Below are 16,935 nucleotides of genomic sequence, written 5' to 3' on the forward strand. Positions count from 1 at the left end.
TATGAAGGCGGCGATCGTCGTATTCCCAGGTTCCAATCGCGAGAACGATGCCAAGGCGGCGCTGACCCAGGCGATGGGGCGCGAGCCGATCATGGTCTGGCATCGTGACACCTCGCTTCCCAAGGTCGATCTGGTCCTGGTGCCCGGCGGCTTTTCCTATGGCGACTATCTGCGCTGCGGCGCCATCGCCGCCAATTCGCCTGTCCTGCGCGAAGTGAAGGCGCGGGCCGAGCAGGGCATGGCCGTGATCGGCGTCTGCAACGGTTTCCAGATCATTACCGAAGCGGGGCTCCTGCCGGGTGTCCTGCTGCGTAACGCCAATCTCAAATTCGTCTGCCGCAACGTAGGTCTCCGTGTGGAGACGGCGAATTCGCGCTTTACCTCCGGATACAAGAAGGGCCAGGTGCTCTCTATTCCGGTGGCGCATCATGATGGCAACTACTTTGCCGATGCGCGGACGTTGGATGAGCTTGAAGCCGAGGACCGCATCGCCTTCCGCTATTGCGGTCCCGAAGGTCGCCTTGACACCAACTACAATCCGAACGGATCGACCCGTCATATCGCGGGCATCCTCAATAAGAAACGCAATGTGCTGGGGCTGATGCCACATCCCGAGAATGCGATCGAGCCGATCCACGGTTCGACCGACGGCAAGGCTTTGTTCCACAGCCTGGTGGAGGCCGTGTCGTGAGTGTGTCCAAGATTACCCCGGAAGTCGTCGCCGAGCACGGCCTCAGCGCCGACGAATACAAGCTGGTGCTTGAGATCATGGGCCGCGAACCGACGATGACCGAACTCGGCATCTTCTCGGTCATGTGGTCGGAGCATTGCTCTTACAAATCATCCCGTGTGCATCTGAAGAAGCTGCCGACCAAGGCCCCCTGGGTCATTCAGGGGCCGGGTGAGAATGCCGGTGTCATCGATATCGGCGACGGTCAGGCTGCCATCTTCAAAATGGAAAGCCACAATCATCCGAGCTTCATCGAGCCCTATCAGGGGGCGGCGACCGGGGTCGGCGGCATCATGCGCGATGTCTTCACCATGGGCGCGCGCCCGATCGCCAATCTGAACGCTTTGCGTTTCGGCGAACCGAACGATCCGAAAACGCGCCATCTGATCAGCGGTGTCGTTGCCGGTATCGGCGGCTACGGCAATTGCATGGGCGTGCCGACGGTGGGTGGAGAGGTCAATTTTCACCCCAGCTATAACGGCAACATCCTCGTCAATGCGATGACGGTGGGCCTCGCCGACACGGACAAGATCTTCTATTCGGCGGCTGCGGGCGTCGGCAATCCGGTGATCTATGTGGGTGCCAAGACCGGCCGCGACGGTATCCATGGCGCCACCATGGCCTCGGCTGAATTCACCGAGGATTCGGAGGAAAAGCGCCCGACCGTGCAGGTCGGTGATCCCTTTACGGAAAAGCTGCTGCTCGAAGCCTGCCTGGAATTGATGGCGACCGACGCAATTGTCGCCATCCAGGATATGGGGGCGGCCGGCCTCACCTCGTCATCGGTCGAAATGTCGTCGAAGGGCGGCCTAGGCATTGAACTTGATCTCGACAAAGTGCCGGTGCGCGAAACCAGGATGACGGCCTACGAGATCATGCTGTCGGAAAGCCAGGAGCGCATGCTCATGGTCCTGAAACCGGCGGCGATGGAGAAGGCCCGGGCCATCTTCACCAAATGGGAACTGGACTTTGCCGAGATCGGCGTGCTCACCGACACCGGCCACCTCGTCCTCAAGAAAGACGGCAAGGTGCAGGCCGACATGCCGGTGGCACCGCTGGTCGACAAGGCGCCGGTCTACGAGCGACCCTGGGTTCCCACACCGGCGCAGGCCGTCATCAATGCCAAGGATGTACCGGCGCCGAACGATTTGTTGGCGGCCCTGAAGACGCTTGTCGGATCACCCGACCTCGCCAGTCGTCGCTGGGTGTGGGAGCAATACGACCACCTCGTCATGGGCAACACAGCACAGCGCCCGGGTGGCGATGCGGCGGTCGTGCGCGTGCCGGGCGTTGCCGGCAAGGCGCTGGCAATGAGCTCCGATTGCACGCCACGCTATGTCTTTGCCGACCCCAAGCAAGGCGGCGCGCAGGCTGTGGCCGAGAGCTGGCGCAATATCACGGCCGTGGGGGCGACCCCGCTTGCTATCACCGACAATATGAACTTCGGCAATCCGCAACGCCCCGAGATCATGGGCCAGTTCGCCCTGTCGATCGAAGGCATGGCCGATGCTTGCCGCGCTCTCGACTATCCGGTCATTTCCGGCAACGTCTCGCTCTATAACGAGACGAACGGCAAGGGCATTCTGCCGACCCCGACCATCGGCGGCGTGGGTGTTCTGAAGAATATCGACCGCATGGCAACCGTTGCATTCAAGGCGGCGGGGCAAGTGGTGTTGGTCGTCGGCGAAAGCAAAGGTTGGCTCGGCCAGTCGATCTATTTGCGCGAAACGCAGGGCCGCGAAGAGGGCGCGCCACCGCCGGTCGATCTCAAGGCAGAGCGCCGCAATGGTGATTTCCTCCGCGGCTTGATCGTGGCCGGCGACATCACGACTTGTCACGATGTCGCCGATGGCGGCTTGCTGGTGGCTGTCGCCGAAATGGCAATGGCCGGTCAGGTGGGTGTCACGCTGACGACGCCGCAAACCGACGTGCCGTCGCATGGCTACTGGTTTGGCGAAGATCAGGCGCGCTATGTGATCGCTGTCCCGTCTGCTGCCGCGGCCGGTATCGAAGCCAAGGCGAAGGCGGCCGGTGTGCCGATCGAGAAGATCGGTGAGACTGGGGGCGATGCCGTGGTGCTGGACGGCCGCAAGATGACGATCCAGGATCTCAAGCAATCGCATGAAGCATTCCTGCCAACCCTGATGGGTGCGGCGTAAAGTTACGGGAGTTGATGGCCATGGCCATGGAAGCAAGTGAAATCGCGCGGCTTATCAAGGAAGCCTTGCCGGATGCGCAGGTGAACATTGAGGATCTGCGTGGCGATGGCGACCACTATGCCGCGCAAGTCGTTTCCTCGGCCTTCATCGGCAAATCGCGGGTGCAGCAGCATCAGATCGTCTATGCAGCCCTTCGCGGCAAGATGGGCGATGAGCTGCACGCGCTCGCTCTGCAGACCTCGGCACCTGCGGCCTGACGCATAACTGCCCCCGAGAATTGGGGCGGATCGGACAGCCACTTCATCATGCCGCGTCATTCGGCCTACCGCGCGGGCTTGGCTTATGCCGCCGGGGCCTATCTCAGCTGGGGGCTGATGTCCCTCTATTTCCGGGTGACGTCCTTCATGTCACCGCCGGAAGTGCTGGACCATCGCATCATCTGGTCGCTGGTGCTGACCGCTTTGGGCACGGGCATTCTGGTGCCGCGACAGGAAGTGATCCAGCTCTTCCGCAATCGGCGCAAGCTCGTCGGGCTCCTCGTTTCATCCCTGTTTCTCGCCTCGAACTGGCTGATCTTCATCTGGGCCGTGGCCGGTGGGCAGGCCCTTGAGGCTGGGCTCGGCTATTTCATCTGTCCGCTGCTGAGCGTTGCCCTTGGCGTCCTCGTCTTCAAGGAGCGGATGAGCCGGGTGCAATTCGCCGGTCTTGTCATTGTGGCGATCGGTGTGGCGCTCACGACCTTGGCCTTCGGCAGGCTGCCCTGGATCGCGCTGTCGTTGGCGGGAACTTTCGCCATCTACGGGCTCTGTCGCAAGATGCTGAAGCTGCCGGCGATGCTGGGCCTCTTTGCCGAGACGCTGATGCTGCTTCCCCTGGCGCTCGCTCACATGATCTGGCTGGAGCGAACCGGGCAGGGGCATTTCCTGGACGGCATCTGGCAGGACCAGATCCTGATTGTCGGCCTTGGCGTCATAACCACAATTCCATTGCTGTTTTTCGCCGGAGCGGCCAATCGCCTGGACCTCACATCGCTGGGCCTCATGCAATATCTCAACCCGACGGTCCAGGTCAGTCTGGCAGTTCTGGCCTATGGCGAGCCCTTCACCGTGACACATGGTCTCACCTTTGCGGCGATTTGGGTGGGGCTCGCCGTCTTCTCACTGGCGCCGTGGCTGTTCCGGCGGCAGAATGCGGAACGAGCGGCTGAACCCGTGATCAGCCTCGACAATTGACATTGCCCTGGATTGCCGCCATATCGCGAGCAAAGACAGAAAGGACCTGCCAGCTATGAGTGACAACCCCGTTTTCGACCGTATTCGCGACGATATCGGCAGCAACGACGTCGTGCTCTACATGAAGGGCACGCCGGTCTTCCCGCAATGCGGTTTCTCCGCCGCCGTCGTGCAGGTGCTGAGCCATCTGGGCGTGAAGTTCAAAGGCATCGATATTCTGCAGGATCCGAGCCTCCGCCAGGGCATCAAGGAATTCGCCAGCTGGCCGACCATTCCTCAGCTCTATGTGAAGGGCGAGTTTGTCGGTGGCTGCGACATCGTCCGCGAGATGTATGAATCGGGCGAGCTGCAGCAGCTGCTCAAGGACAAGGGTGTCGCCGGCAGTCAAGCCGCCTGACCCTTCTTACATCACGGTTACCCAGAGGGCCGATCCGCGGATGTCGCGGGTCGGCCCTTTTGCTTGGCAGTTTTGAACCCGTGGTCAAATCAACATCGTTTCCACGAAAATCGCACAATTGGCTTGCGAACGATTTAGGCCTGTGGCTAAATTTTTGAACTAATACACAGCGCCCTGAGTAACAGGGCCGTTCGAGGCAAACCGGGAGACGTGGAATGACGATGACCTTCCGCCGCAAGGCGATGGGCGCCGCTTTGGCTTTGGCCATGGGTGCCGGTTTCGGGGTGATGCCTGCCGCGGCCGAAGGGCCGGAAAGCACCGACCCCATCAAGATCGCGCTCTTTGATTGGACCAGCGTCAATCTGAACGCGACGATTCTCGCCAAGATTCTGAAATCCTACGGCTACAACACCGAACTGGTGACGTCCGATTATCTCGCCAGCATCCAGACCGGCTTGCGCACCGGCGACCTCACCATCGGTATGGAATATTGGGACACCACCGCGCGCGAAGCGATGGCCGATGCGGATGCCTCAGGCGAAACGGAAAACCTCGGACCCATCGGTCCCAAGGCCAAGGAAGAATGGTGGTTTCCTGAATACATGAAGGAAAAGTGCCCAGGCCTTCCCAATTGGGAAGCCTTGAAGGGCTGTGCCGAGGCCTTCTCGACTCCCGAAACGGCTCCAAAGGGTCGCTATCTGGGCGGGCCGGTCACCTGGGGCGGCTTTGACGACGAGCGTGTCGAAGCCCTCGACCTGCCGTTCGAAGTCGTTCACGCCGGCACCGATGCTGCCATGTTTGCCGAGCTTGAATCGGCCTATCAGCGCCAGGCGCCGATCATCCTGTGGATCTACACGCCGCATTGGGCGCCGGCCAAGTACAAGGGCGAATGGGTGCAATTTCCGGAATGGACGCCGGAATGCTACAGCGATCCCGCCTGGGGCTCGAACCCCGACAAGGCCTATGATTGCGGCAAGCCGCATGGCGAGATCTATAAATATTCCTGGAAGGGCTTTGCCGAGAAATGGCCTGTGGCGCACAAGATCGCCAAGAACATGAAATTCTCGGATGATGAGATGAATGCGCTCATTGGTCAGGTCGATCTCGATAAGAAGTCGCTCGACGAAGTGGCGGATGCCTGGATCGCCGCCAATCAGGACAAAATCAAGCAGTGGGCCCAGTAGGCTCGATTCCCTAAACTGGCCGGGCCGTTTCTCGTGCGGCCCGGCCATTTATTTTCCGGGATGAATGATGGTGCCAAGTGAAGCGCCCATGGATGCGCTCAACATATCGCTAGCGGAGGAGAGGGGCGGGCTTGGTCCCGTGAAACTCTCCTGCCAAAATGTCTGGAAATTGTTCGGCGTCAATGCGGATCGGCGCTTCGAGGCGCCCGAGATCAACGAACTGTCGACGGCGCAACTGGCCGCACGGGGTCTGATGGCCGCGGTGCGCGACGTCACGCTCGATGTCCGCGAAGGCGAGATCTTCGTGCTGATGGGCCTGTCCGGTTCCGGCAAATCGACGTTGCTGCGCTGCCTCTCGCGCCTCATCGAACCGAGCGCCGGCGCGGTGATGTTCGAGGAACGGAATCTGCTCGACGCGAATCCGCAGGAACTGATCGAGATCCGCCGCCACAAGATGGGCATGGTGTTCCAGCATTTCGCCCTGTTGCCGCATCTCACCGTTCTCGATAACGTCGCCTTTCCTTTGTCTCTACAGAAAGTCGGCAAGGCAGAGCGCCAGCAGCGCGCGCGCGAGGTGCTGGAACTGGTTGGCCTCAAGGGCAAGGAACTCAATTTTCCCCGACAGCTGTCGGGCGGCCAGCAGCAGCGCGTCGGCATTGCCCGGTCGCTCGCGGCGAATCCGGAATTGTGGTTCCTTGACGAGCCCTTTTCGGCGCTCGACCCGCTCATCCGCCGCGAAATGCAGACCGAATTGCAACGCCTGCAAAGCGTCCTCAAGAAGACCATCGTCTTCGTGACCCACGATTTCGACGAAGCGATCCGCCTCGCCGACCGCATCGCCATCATGAAGGACGGTGCGGTCGTGCAATTGGGAACGCCTGAGGATCTGGTGCTCAATCCCGCCACCGACTATGTCGCCGAGTTCACCGGTGATGTCGACCGGGCCAAGGTTGTCAGCGTCAGCCGGATCATGCAGCCCCGAAGTGGCGCCACCGTCGCCGGCGAGGTTTCGGCGCGCGACAAGATCGTCGCCATTGCGCCGCGCGTCATCGGTGCGGGTCGGCCCTTTGCCGTGCGCGATGGCAGCGGGAAGGTAGTCGGTGAGGTTACGCCGCAATCGGTCCTCGACATCTTGCTGGAACGCGGATCGCGGCAATGAGCGTCGAGATGGCAGCCATCGGAACCCATGAGCGGCGCTCACCCTGGCCGCTGATCTGGCTTGGCTTTCTTGTCGGCGTGGTCATTCTCTGGCTGCTGCGTGACAGCCTTGCGCCGCTCGTCAAATATCCGGACAAATGGGAGTTGGGGCTGACCAAATGGATCGGCATCGGGTCCAAATGGCTTGTCGCACATATCCAGTTCATCACGCGCGGCCTTGCTGCGATCCTCGACGTTCCGCTGAGAGCAGCCATTGCCGTTCTGGCCAAAGGCGTGCTGGCGCCAAATGATGCCGTGTTGTTTCCGCGCCTCTCCTGGGTGGGAATCATCGGCGCCGTCACCCTGATCGGCTATGCCTATGGCGGGGCGCGCACGGCACTGACGGCCTTCGGCTGCTTCCTCTACATCGCTCTGTTCGGCCAATGGAACGGCGCGATGTTGACGCTCGCATCCGTGATCGTCTGTGTGCCGATCGCGGTGGCGCTGGGGCTCGGCTTCGGCATTCTGGCTTTCCGGCACAAGAGATTGGCGATGTGGATCATCCAGCCCTCGCTTGATCTCATGCAGACGATGCCCTCCTTTGCCTATCTGGTGCCCGTCCTGCTGCTGTTCGGATCCGGCCCGGTGCCGGCACTGGTCGCCACTGTCATCTTTGCTTCGCCGCCGATGGTCCGTGCCACGGTCCTCGCCTTGGGGGCTGTGCCGGAGGAAGTGCTCGATTTCGGCAACATGGCCGGCTGCTCGCCACGACAGAAGCTCTGGCGAATCATGATTCCCAGTTCCCGTGCGCTTCTGATGGTCGGCGTCAATCAGGTCATCATGATGACCCTGAACATGGTGATTATCGCTTCGATGATCGGTGCCGGCGGGTTGGGCTACGACGTGCTGCTGGCCCTGCGGCAGGGCGACATTGGCAAGGGCGCCGTTGCTGGCATGGCTATTGTGGCCATTGCTGTCAGTCTCGATCGCATCAGTCAGGCCGCGGCGGCGCAGCAAGCGCGCCCCCAAATTGTCGGACTGCCTTTTGGACGACGCCACCCCTATCTGGTGGCAGGAATCGCCTGGATCTGCCTGACCACTTTGCTGAGTGTCTATGTACCTGCATTTGCCGATGTGCCGAAAAGTCTGGTTGTTACCCTTGGCGATTCACTCAATGAAATCATCAAATGGATCAACATCAACTTCTTCGATGCGATCGAAGCGGTGCGGACCTGGTTGCTCCTCAATCTGATGAACCCGGTAAAGCAGGCGCTCGTGGCAGCTCCCTGGTTCGCCATACTCGTTGGCCTCAGCCTGGCCGGTTGGCAACTCGGTGGCCGCAAACTGGCGCTGTTGATTGCATCATTGATTGCCTTCGTCCTGATCGTGGGGCAATGGGAGAAGGCCACGATCTCGGTCTATCTTTGCGCCATTTCCGCTGTGATTGCTGCATTGATCGGCATCCCGATCGGCGCCTGGTCGTCGCGCAGCGATTGGGCAAACCGGGTGACGACGGCCCTTGTCGATACGCTTCAGACTCTGCCGACCTTCGTCTATCTAATTCCGGTCGTGATGCTGTTCCGTGTCGGTGACGTCACCGCCATGATCGCGATCATCCTGTTCGCCGTTACGCCGGCGATCCGCTATACCGCTCACGGCCTGCGCAATGTCTCACCACAAGTGATCGAGGCGGCGCGGGCCATGGGCTCGACACCGCGCCAGATCCTGTGGCGCGTCCAGGTACCGCTGGCGCTGCCGGAAATCATGCTCGGAATCAATCAGGTGATCCTGCTGGCTCTCAGCATGCTGGTGATCACGGCGCTCGTCGGCACGCGCGACCTTGGTCAGGAAGTCTATATCGCCCTCACCAAGGCGGATTCTGGTCGCGGCATTGTCGCCGGGCTGTGTGTCGCCTTTCTGGGAATAATCCTCGACCGTCTCGCCGCCGCGGCCGCCCAAAAGACTCGCCAGCGGTTAGGGCTGGTCAATATCAGTGCCCATGGCTAAGGTCCGGGAAGAAGATATGGCAAAAGAACTCGAAGCTCTTTCCGACCTGCGACTGAACAGCCGGCAGGCGCGCATCATGGAGGTGCTGCGGCGCGACCAGCTGCTCGCGGTGACGCAGCTGGCTGAGGCGCTTGATGTTTCCGGCGAGACGATCCGGCGCGATCTGCGATTGCTGTCGGCCAAGGGCCTGGTCGAAAAGAGTCACGGCAATGTGCGTTGGCGGGATCGCAGCGATGACCAGCCGCTGCAGCGGCGCATGCTGGACAATATGGCTGCCAAACAGGCGATTGCGCTCGCGATCGCCGACGAGATCAGCGACGGGGAATCGGTCTTTCTCGATACCGGTTCGACCAACATCTATGTGGCGCAGGCGCTGAAAGGCCGCCGCAATCTGACAATCGTCACCAATTCCGCACCGATCGCGCAGCATCTCAGCACAGGCGAGGGCAACCGGGTCTATCTGGCCGGCGGCGAATTGCGCGCCGATGACAGCGCCGCTTTCGGCCCGGCAGCCATCGCCTTCCTGCAGCAATTCATGGTCAAGACGGCGATCATCAGCGCCTCCGGCCTCGATGCGAATCTCGGTGTCATGGACAATCACTTGTGCGAAGCGGACGTTTCGCGCTCGGTCCTGGGCCATGCCGAACGGGTCATCGTCGGTGCCGATCACAGCAAATTCGGCCGGCGTTGCCTGGTGGCGGCGGTCGGTTTTGCCGATGTCGATCTTCTGGTGGCCGACCAGAAGCCGACCGGCCCGCTCGGCGATGAACTCGAACGCCACGACGTCGAGCTCCTCATTGCCGAGCCAGCTTGAGCCATTTTACCTCTTGAAACGGAGCTACAGAAGACGATGACCGGGCGGCAACACGCGGAAATCTTGATCATTGGTGCCGGTATCATCGGCTGTTCCATCGCCTATCATCTGACGCGGATGGGCAAGAAGGATGTGGTGATCCTGGAGAAGAGCGGCATCACCCATGGCGCCACATGGCACGCCGCTGGCCTCGTCGGTCAGTTGCGATCCTCACGCAATGTGACGCGCATGCTGCGCCATTCGGTCGAGCTCTATGACAAGCTTGAAGCCGAGACGGGCATGTCTATCGACTGGAAGAAGTATGGCAGTCTGCGCCTGGCCTGCTCCAGCGAACGCGAGATGGAAAACAAGCGCTCGCTCACCATGGCCAAGAGTTTCGGTCTGGAGATGCTGGAGCTGTCGCCCAAGGAAGCGCAGGATCTTTTCCCGATCATGAGCACAGAGGATGTGCGCTCGGCGGTTTACATCCCCTCTGACGGGTATATCGACCCTGCAGGCGTCTGCCAGGCCCTGGCGAAGGGGGCCAAGGACAAGGGTGCGCGCATCATCGTCGGCGAACGGGTCACCGGCATGACAGTCGAGAACCGCCGCGTCAGCGTGGTGAAGACCGACAAAGGCGAGTGGAGCTGTGATCTGGTCGTCAATTGCGCCGGCATGTGGGGGCATGAGATCGGCGAGATGGCGGGCATCCGCGTGCCAAGCTTTGCTGTCGAACATCAATATCTCATCACCGACCCGCTGCCGGATGTGCCCAAGCGCATGCCGACCATGCGTGACCCAGATCATCTGGTCTATTACAAACCGGAAGTCCGTGGTCTGGTGATCGGCGGCTACGAACCCAATACCTTGCCATTCGCACCGGGCGGTATTCCAAAACATTTCGCCCAGGAATTGCTGCCGGGCAACTTCGAACGTTTTGAAATGCTGGCGCAGCTCGGTGGCAAACGCACGCCGATCATCAATACTGTGGGCGTTCGTCAGCTGATCAACGGGCCGATTCCGTATTCCGCTGATTCTGATTTCGTCATGGGGAAGTCGCCCGAGCTCGATAATTTCTTCGTCTCGGCTGGTTTCCTTTACGGAATCGCAGCCGGTGGCGGCGCGGGGCGCATGATGGCGGAATGGATCGTCGACGGTTCACCGAGCCTCAATCTGTGGCCGCTTGACGTGCGGCGCTTCAATTTCCATCACAATACGCGTCATTTCATGTATCCCCGCGCGGTGGAACTTTACGGCCATCACTACAAGCTGCACCGCCCGGGCGACGAGCATGAGACGATGCGCGGCATTCGTCGTTCACCTCTCTATGAAACGCTGAGGGGCAGGGGAGCCGTCTTCGGATCGCGCGGCGGCTGGGAACGGCCGAATTGGTTTGCACCCGCCGGCGTCAAATCCGCCGATGAACCGGCCTTCGATCGGGCCAAGACCAATTGGTTTACCCATGTCGGGGCGGAACACAAGGCCGTGCGCGAAGGTGTGGCCCTCATCGACCAGACATCTTTCGCCAAGTATGAGATCATCGGTCCGGGTGCTGGCGCGGCCCTGCAGAAGCTGGCCGTCTCCGACATGGACAAGCCGGTCGGCAGCACCATCTATACCCAGCTCTGCAATCCAAAAGGCGGGATCGAATGCGATCTCACTTTCTCAAGGATAGCGGCGGACCGCTTCTACTTTGTCACGGGCAGCGCCTTCGGCCTTCACGACAAGCAATGGATCGAAAGCCATCTGCCGCGCGACGGCTCGGTGCAGATTGTCGACGTGACCTCGGCCCGCGCCGTGATCAACCTTTGCGGCCCGAAGTCGCGTGATGTGCTGTCGTCGGTGGCGGAGGAAGATGTTTCCAATGCGGCTTTTCCCTTCTCGACTTGCCGGCAGATCACCGTGGGTGCGGCGCCAGTGCTGGCGATCCGTATCGGCTTTGTCGGCGAACTCGGTTGGGAACTGCATGTGCCCACCGAATATGCGGCCCATGTCTATGACGTGCTGCGCGAAGCTGGCGACGCGCACGGCATCCGTGACGTCGGCTACCGTGCCATCGATTCCTTGCGCATGGAGAAGGGCTATCTCTATTGGTCGTCCGACATCACACCGGACTACTCGCCCTACGAGGCCGGGCTCGGCTTCCGTGTCAATCTGAAGAAGGGCGATTTCTTTGGGCGCGAGGTGCTGGCACGGCAGAAGGCGGAGGGCGTCAAGCAAAGGCTCTGTACCTTCACTCTGGAAAAGCCGTTGCCCCTCTATGGCGGCGAGGCCGTGATTCGAGAGGAGAAGGTAGTGGGCGTCACCACCAGCGGCAATTTCAGCTACACGCTGGGCAAATCGGTTGCCTATGCCTATCTGCCGGTCAACCTCTGCGACCAGCAGGGATTTGTCGTCGAATCCTTCACCGAACAATCGGCGGCGACGCGTCATGACGGGCCGCTCTATGATCCCAAGAATGAACGCTTGAAGGCTTGAGGGGGAGAGGATGGGAGACGAAAAGCTCATTGGCGATGCGATGCGCCGCATTCCATTGCTGGCTGGCCTGGGTGTGAGCGAGGTGCAAACTGAAAGACTCGGTGGCCTCACCAACCGTAACTATCTGCTCGGCACGCCCAAGGGAAAGTTCGTCTTGCGCATTCCCGGGGAAGGAACAAGTGAATACATATCCCGCAGGAATGAAGCGCATGCTGCCCGCGTCACCTCCGATATCGAGGTCAATGCGCCGCTGATCTTCTTCGACGAGACCGACGGCGTGCAACTGGCCGGCTTTATCGAAGGCGCGCAGACGATGAATGCTGAACGTTTCAAGGATCTGGGCTCTGTCCGGCGTTCGGCCGAAGCGCTGCGCAAGGTGCATGATTGCGGCAGGCCGTTCCTCAACCGCTTCGAGCTGTTCCAGATGATCGATGAATATCTCGGCATCCTGGAGAAGAAGTCGGCGCCGTTGCCGGACGGATATCATGATGTGAAGCGTGACGCGGAGAGTGTGCGTCGCGCCCTCGGTGTCCGGTCATTGCCCCTGACGCCCTGCCATTGCGATCCCTTGGCCGAGAACTTTCTGGACACCGGGAAGATGGTTCATGTGATCGATTGGGAATATGCCGGCAACAACGACCCGATGTGGGATCTGGGCGATGTCTCGGTCGAGGCCGCCTTCGGCCCGGAGCAGGACGAGGTGCTGCTCGAGGCCTATTTCGGCGGAAAGGTGCCGACGACCGACCGTGGTCGCATGGTGCTCTATAAGGCGATGTGCGACCTGTTGTGGACGCTATGGGGCATCATCCAGCACGTCAATCAGAACCCGGCGGATGATTTCTGGGCCTATGCGGTAAACCGCTTCGAGCGCTGCAAGAAGCTGATGGGCAGGCCTGATTTCGGCCGCCATATCCAGGCGGTGATAGACGGCTGAGAACAACCTTTTCCCAGTGGGCCATGCCGAAGCTGCAGGGCAGCGATTACGTCAATAGGGTTGCCTTTCTTTCCTCTTTGCCGTCTCTATGACGCCCTGGAATTTGCGTCTCAAGGGATGACCGGGGATGGATGACACCATATCGCCGCGCAAGGCCGCGATTGCCGCGCGCGCCTATCAAGATGGATTGCTGGTCGAGGATGCGCCGCTGATCGGCATCATCGACACGGACGCGCTTTATGCGACGATCCATGACCTGCGTTCGTCCTTTCCCAATTTCTTCACGCATGCCTTCGCGGCCAAGGCCAACACCATGCCGGCCGTGCTGGATTTGGTGCGCAAATGGGGCATGGCCTGCGAAGTGGCGAGCCCCGGCGAATATCAGGCGGCGGTAAAGGCCGGCTTCCTCGGCGGCGAGATCGTGTTCGACAGCCCGGCCAAAACCAATTGGGAGATCGATGCGGCGCTGTCCCATGGCGCCACCCTCAACATCGACAATTTCCAGGAACTGGCCCGGGTCGACGCGTGGCTTGCCAAGAACAAGTCCGCTTCGATCATCGGCCTGCGTATCAACCCGCAGGTGGGCGGTGGCGCCATCGCCGCCATGAGCACAGCGACCTTGAGTTCCAAATTCGGCATCGGTCTTGAGGACGGCGACAACCGCCAGCGCATCTTCGACGCCTACGCGGCGCGCCCCTGGCTCAATGCGCTGCACACGCATGTCGGTTCGCAAGGTTGTCCTCTCGACCTCATCGCCGCGGGCATCGCCAAGACCTTCGGCCTGGCGCATGAAATCAATGCGCGCCTGGGCCGTAAGCAGATCGCGACCCTCGATATCGGCGGCGGCCTGCCGGTCAATTTCGCCAGCGACGAGGTGACGCCGAGCTTTGCCGATTACGTCGCGGCCTTGCGCAAGGCTGTGCCGGATCTCTTCTCAGGCGAATTCCGTGTCATCACCGAATTCGGCCGTTCAGTGCTTGCCAAGGCCGGCTTCATCCTGGCCCGTGTCGAATACACGAAGGAGCAGGGCGGGCATCCTATCGCCATCACCCATGCCGGCGCCCAGGTAGCGACGCGTACCGTTTTCATGCCGGAATTGTGGAAGATTCGTGTGAGTGCCCTCGATGCGCAGGCGCGGCCGAAATCCGGCCCGAAGGTGGTGCAGGATGTGGCCGGGCCATGCTGTTTCGCCGGCGATGTCGTGGCTCATGCCAGGGCTCTGCCGCTGCTGGAGCCCGGCGACTTCGTGATGCTGCACGACACCGCCGCCTATTATTTCTCGACGCCCTTTGTCTACAACAGCCTGCCGGCCATCCCGGTCTACGGCATATCCGGCGCCGACGATGCGCTGAAAGTCACGGTGTTGCAGGAGGGCGGCATCCTCGCGGTCTAGCGCGCGACGACGACCAAGCCGGAGATTGTGAGCGTGATGCCGATGGTGCCGGCATTCTGCGCCGCTTTCTTGAACAGCAATTGGCCGGAAGAGAGGATGGCGACCTAGAGGCCCAAGGCGGCCAGAATCTCTTTGCCGATCACGGCTGCTCCCCCGGTTGATACGTTCTGCGGGGATGAGCCTGACCGGGCCCCTTGGGGCTGCAATTCGGCGCTCAGGAAGCCGGCAACGGCGAAGCCACCGGCATGCCGGCGGTGGTGGGCACGCAGGCTTTTATGGCGGCATCGGCCCGGTGCCAATTGTCACGCGCCATGTCCGGGAACACGCCGCTCACCTGATGGGTCGGCCAATAGAGGTCGCCATTGTAGAACTTCACCAACGCCTTGTTATTGGGGTGAGGCTCGACCGTGACAAAGGCAATGAGCCCACCGCGCGGGGCATAAACGCTGATCTCGGCCTTTGGCCCGAAGAAGAGCAGATCCGGGGCGGCCCCGCGAAATTCATTTGCCAGCGCCTGCGCCAGGCAATTCGCCATTGCTTCCGGCGGCTGGTCGACCCTGGCGGTGATGTCGGGTTTGGCCATCATCTCGGTCGAGGTGCAGGCGGCGGCACTCAGCAGCAAGAGGAGGGGCAGATGAGAGAGGCGCATCGGATTGGTCCCGAAAAGTGGTCTGGCTGCTCCAAGCCAAGCATGCAGCATGCCAGCGAGACCGGAAATGGGTGCTCCGCCTTATCTCTTTGATATCTCTTTAACTATTTCACAGATAGCCTTGCGGGAATCAGGGCAATTCTTCAGATTTGCCGCATCTTGGCGGAGGGACTAGGCATGGAAGGGTCCTGGGCGACAGCAGCGGTCGGCGGGATCGCGGCCGATTTTGCCCGGTTTGGCACCCGGTCCATGGCGAGCCACTCGGCTTTAACCGAGGTAAATCATGCATGAGTCTCTGACCAATTTCATCGCCCAGTGCAACGCCGTGATCGGCGAAAAGCCCGAGCCGCACGATAGGGTCACCGCCATTCCCCCGTTGATGCATGCGCTGATCGCCGATGCCGACACCTTTCTCTCGGAAGAGCATTTCAGGTCGGATCCCGACCACTATGCGCGCAACGCCATCTACATCTGTCCGAAAGGGGATTTGTCGCTCTTCTCCCTCGTCTGGCTGCCGGGCCAGTGGACGCCGGTTCATGATCACGGTAGTTGGGGCGTTGTCGGCGTCGTCCGCGGCATGCTGGAGGAACGCTCCTACATGTCCGTCGCGGGCGAGATCCATGGCAATTCCGGCATCGCCCTGAAGCGTGGCGGCGTCACCCTGCTCAGCCCCTCGGCGATTTCCAGTTTCGTGCCCAATCCCGACCACATCCACATGACCGGTGTGCCGCTTGAGCGGCAGACCTGCGTCAGCCTCCACCTCTATGGACGCAACATGGATTCGTTTCATATCTACGACGTGGCCGCCGGAACGCGTCGGTTGATCGAGGTGCCGCACTATGAGAGCACCGCGTGAACTGACGGCAATCGACATTCTGTGGGAGAACAGGAATTCATGTGCCGCTGGCTGACCTATTGCGGCGAGCCGATCTATCTCGACCGGGTGATTTTCGAGACGGAGAACTCGCTCATTCATCAGAGTCTCAACGCGCGCCGCAGCCATGTGACGACCAATGGCGACGGCTTCGGCATCGGCTGGTATGCCGAACGCCCGGTGCCCGGAACCTACCGGGACATTCTCCCGGCCTGGAACGATGCCAATCTGCGCTCGATCGCCCATCAGATACGCTCAGGCCTGTTCCTGGCGCATGTGCGCGCGTCGACCGGGACCGCGACGTCGCGGGCCAATTGCCATCCCTTCAGTCACGGCAAATGGCTGTTCATGCATAACGGCCAGGTTGGCGGCTACGATCGTATCCGCCGCAAGATCGAAGCCCTGGTCGACGATGCCTATTACGTCCATCGCCTCGGCACGACTGACAGCGAATTGATCTTCTATCTGATGCTATCCCTCGGCCTTGATCGTGATCCGATGGGCGCGGCGCAGAAGGCGCTGGCAGCCGTGGTCGAACTGATGAAGCAGGCGAACATCGCCGAGCCGCTGCGCTTTACCTCGGTCTTCACCAACGGTGCCGAGATCTTTGCAGTCCGCTTCGCCACCGACGAAACGCCGCCCTCTCTCTATTGGCGGTATGAGGACGATCAGTTGCTGGTCGTCTCGGAGCCGCTCGACGATGACCAGCGCTGCTGGCACGAGGTGCCGGCTGGCCAGATGCTGGTGACGGAGCGCAACACGCGGATCGATATGGTCCCATTTCTGCCGGCGTAAGACCCCAAAGCGAAACGGGCCGGAGCACCCTGGGGTGTTCCGGCCCGTTCGAATTGGCTCCTCGAGCTGGACTCGAACCAGCGACCTGCGGATTAACAGTCCGACGCTCTACCAACTGAGCTATCGAGGAATACGCTGCCAGAGCCCTCGAGCCCGGCGCGATGGGGCAGCAT

15 protein-coding genes and 1 tRNA gene are annotated in these 16,935 nt (G+C 61.0%); 14 read left to right on the forward strand and 2 right to left on the reverse strand.

Annotated elements, in window-relative coordinates; all coding sequences use genetic code 11:
- Nucleotide 1 precedes the first annotated feature (1 nt).
- The 12 genes from purQ (at nt 2) to ACE3OA_RS05905 (ending at nt 14,444) form a co-directional block, all read left to right on the forward strand.
- Entirely contained in the window at nt 2–691 is a 690-nt protein-coding gene (purQ, locus tag ACE3OA_RS05850) for a phosphoribosylformylglycinamidine synthase subunit PurQ (RefSeq protein ID WP_374308862.1), read from the forward strand.
- Nucleotides 692–693: 2 nt separating this feature from the next.
- Nucleotides 694–2,889, forward strand: coding sequence for a phosphoribosylformylglycinamidine synthase subunit PurL (gene purL, locus ACE3OA_RS05855; protein WP_374309226.1), 2,196 nt, complete (start codon nt 694–696; stop codon nt 2,887–2,889).
- 20 nt (nt 2,890–2,909) lie between these two features.
- Nucleotides 2,910–3,146: a BolA family protein gene (locus ACE3OA_RS05860; protein ID WP_374308864.1), complete on the forward strand. Its 237-nt coding sequence runs from the start codon at nt 2,910–2,912 to the stop codon at nt 3,144–3,146.
- Between the two features lie 48 nt (nt 3,147–3,194).
- Entirely contained in the window at nt 3,195–4,121 is a 927-nt protein-coding gene (gene rarD, locus ACE3OA_RS05865) for an EamA family transporter RarD (RefSeq protein WP_374308866.1), read from the forward strand.
- A 55-nt stretch (nt 4,122–4,176) separates the two neighbouring features.
- On the forward strand, nt 4,177–4,518 hold the full coding sequence (gene grxD, locus ACE3OA_RS05870; RefSeq protein ID WP_374308868.1) for a Grx4 family monothiol glutaredoxin: 342 nt from the start codon (nt 4,177–4,179) through the stop codon (nt 4,516–4,518).
- A 215-nt stretch (nt 4,519–4,733) separates the two neighbouring features.
- Complete coding sequence (locus tag ACE3OA_RS05875; RefSeq protein WP_374308870.1) at nt 4,734–5,702, forward strand: ABC transporter substrate-binding protein; 969 nt, start codon at nt 4,734–4,736, stop codon at nt 5,700–5,702.
- 64 nt (nt 5,703–5,766) lie between these two features.
- Complete coding sequence (locus ACE3OA_RS05880; protein ID WP_374308872.1) at nt 5,767–6,861, forward strand: glycine betaine/L-proline ABC transporter ATP-binding protein; 1,095 nt, start codon at nt 5,767–5,769, stop codon at nt 6,859–6,861.
- Nucleotides 6,858–8,846: an ABC transporter permease gene (locus ACE3OA_RS05885; RefSeq protein WP_374308874.1), complete on the forward strand. Its 1,989-nt coding sequence runs from the start codon at nt 6,858–6,860 to the stop codon at nt 8,844–8,846. The genes ACE3OA_RS05880 and ACE3OA_RS05885 overlap by 4 nt, the downstream gene beginning before the upstream one ends.
- Before the next feature lie 16 nt (nt 8,847–8,862).
- Nucleotides 8,863–9,660: a DeoR/GlpR family DNA-binding transcription regulator gene (locus tag ACE3OA_RS05890; RefSeq protein ID WP_374308876.1), complete on the forward strand. Its 798-nt coding sequence runs from the start codon at nt 8,863–8,865 to the stop codon at nt 9,658–9,660.
- 36 nt (nt 9,661–9,696) lie between these two features.
- Nucleotides 9,697–12,117 (forward strand): FAD-dependent oxidoreductase, encoded by a 2,421-nt coding sequence (locus ACE3OA_RS05895; protein WP_374308878.1) that lies wholly within the window; start codon nt 9,697–9,699, stop codon nt 12,115–12,117.
- A gap of 10 nt (nt 12,118–12,127) precedes the next feature.
- Nucleotides 12,128–13,051 (forward strand): phosphotransferase, encoded by a 924-nt coding sequence (locus tag ACE3OA_RS05900; RefSeq protein ID WP_374308880.1) that lies wholly within the window; start codon nt 12,128–12,130, stop codon nt 13,049–13,051.
- A gap of 127 nt (nt 13,052–13,178) precedes the next feature.
- Nucleotides 13,179–14,444, forward strand: a complete 1,266-nt coding sequence (locus tag ACE3OA_RS05905) for a hypothetical protein (RefSeq protein ID WP_374308882.1) — start codon at nt 13,179–13,181, stop codon at nt 14,442–14,444.
- Nucleotides 14,445–14,658: 214 nt separating this feature from the next.
- Here the strand turns inward: ACE3OA_RS05905 and ACE3OA_RS05910 are convergent, their stop codons facing one another.
- The gene (locus ACE3OA_RS05910; protein WP_374308884.1) at nt 14,659–15,093 is read right to left on the reverse strand and encodes a hypothetical protein; all 435 of its coding nucleotides are present in this window, start codon (nt 15,091–15,093) and stop codon (nt 14,659–14,661) included.
- A gap of 283 nt (nt 15,094–15,376) precedes the next feature.
- On the opposite strand from ACE3OA_RS05910, the gene ACE3OA_RS05915 reads away from it, so the two are divergent.
- Both ACE3OA_RS05915 and ACE3OA_RS05920 read left to right on the forward strand, forming a co-directional pair.
- Entirely contained in the window at nt 15,377–15,949 is a 573-nt protein-coding gene (locus ACE3OA_RS05915) for a hypothetical protein (protein WP_374308886.1), read from the forward strand.
- A gap of 39 nt (nt 15,950–15,988) precedes the next feature.
- Complete coding sequence (locus ACE3OA_RS05920) at nt 15,989–16,762, forward strand: class II glutamine amidotransferase (RefSeq protein ID WP_374308888.1); 774 nt, start codon at nt 15,989–15,991, stop codon at nt 16,760–16,762.
- Nucleotides 16,763–16,816: 54 nt separating this feature from the next.
- Here the strand turns inward: ACE3OA_RS05920 and ACE3OA_RS05925 are convergent.
- A tRNA-Asn gene (locus tag ACE3OA_RS05925) sits at nt 16,817–16,892 on the reverse strand.
- Nucleotides 16,893–16,935 lie beyond the last annotated feature (43 nt).

The sequence above is a fragment of the Dongia sp. genome (assembly GCF_041906375.1).
In the GTDB taxonomy this organism is placed as follows: domain Bacteria; phylum Pseudomonadota; class Alphaproteobacteria; order Dongiales; family Dongiaceae; genus Dongia.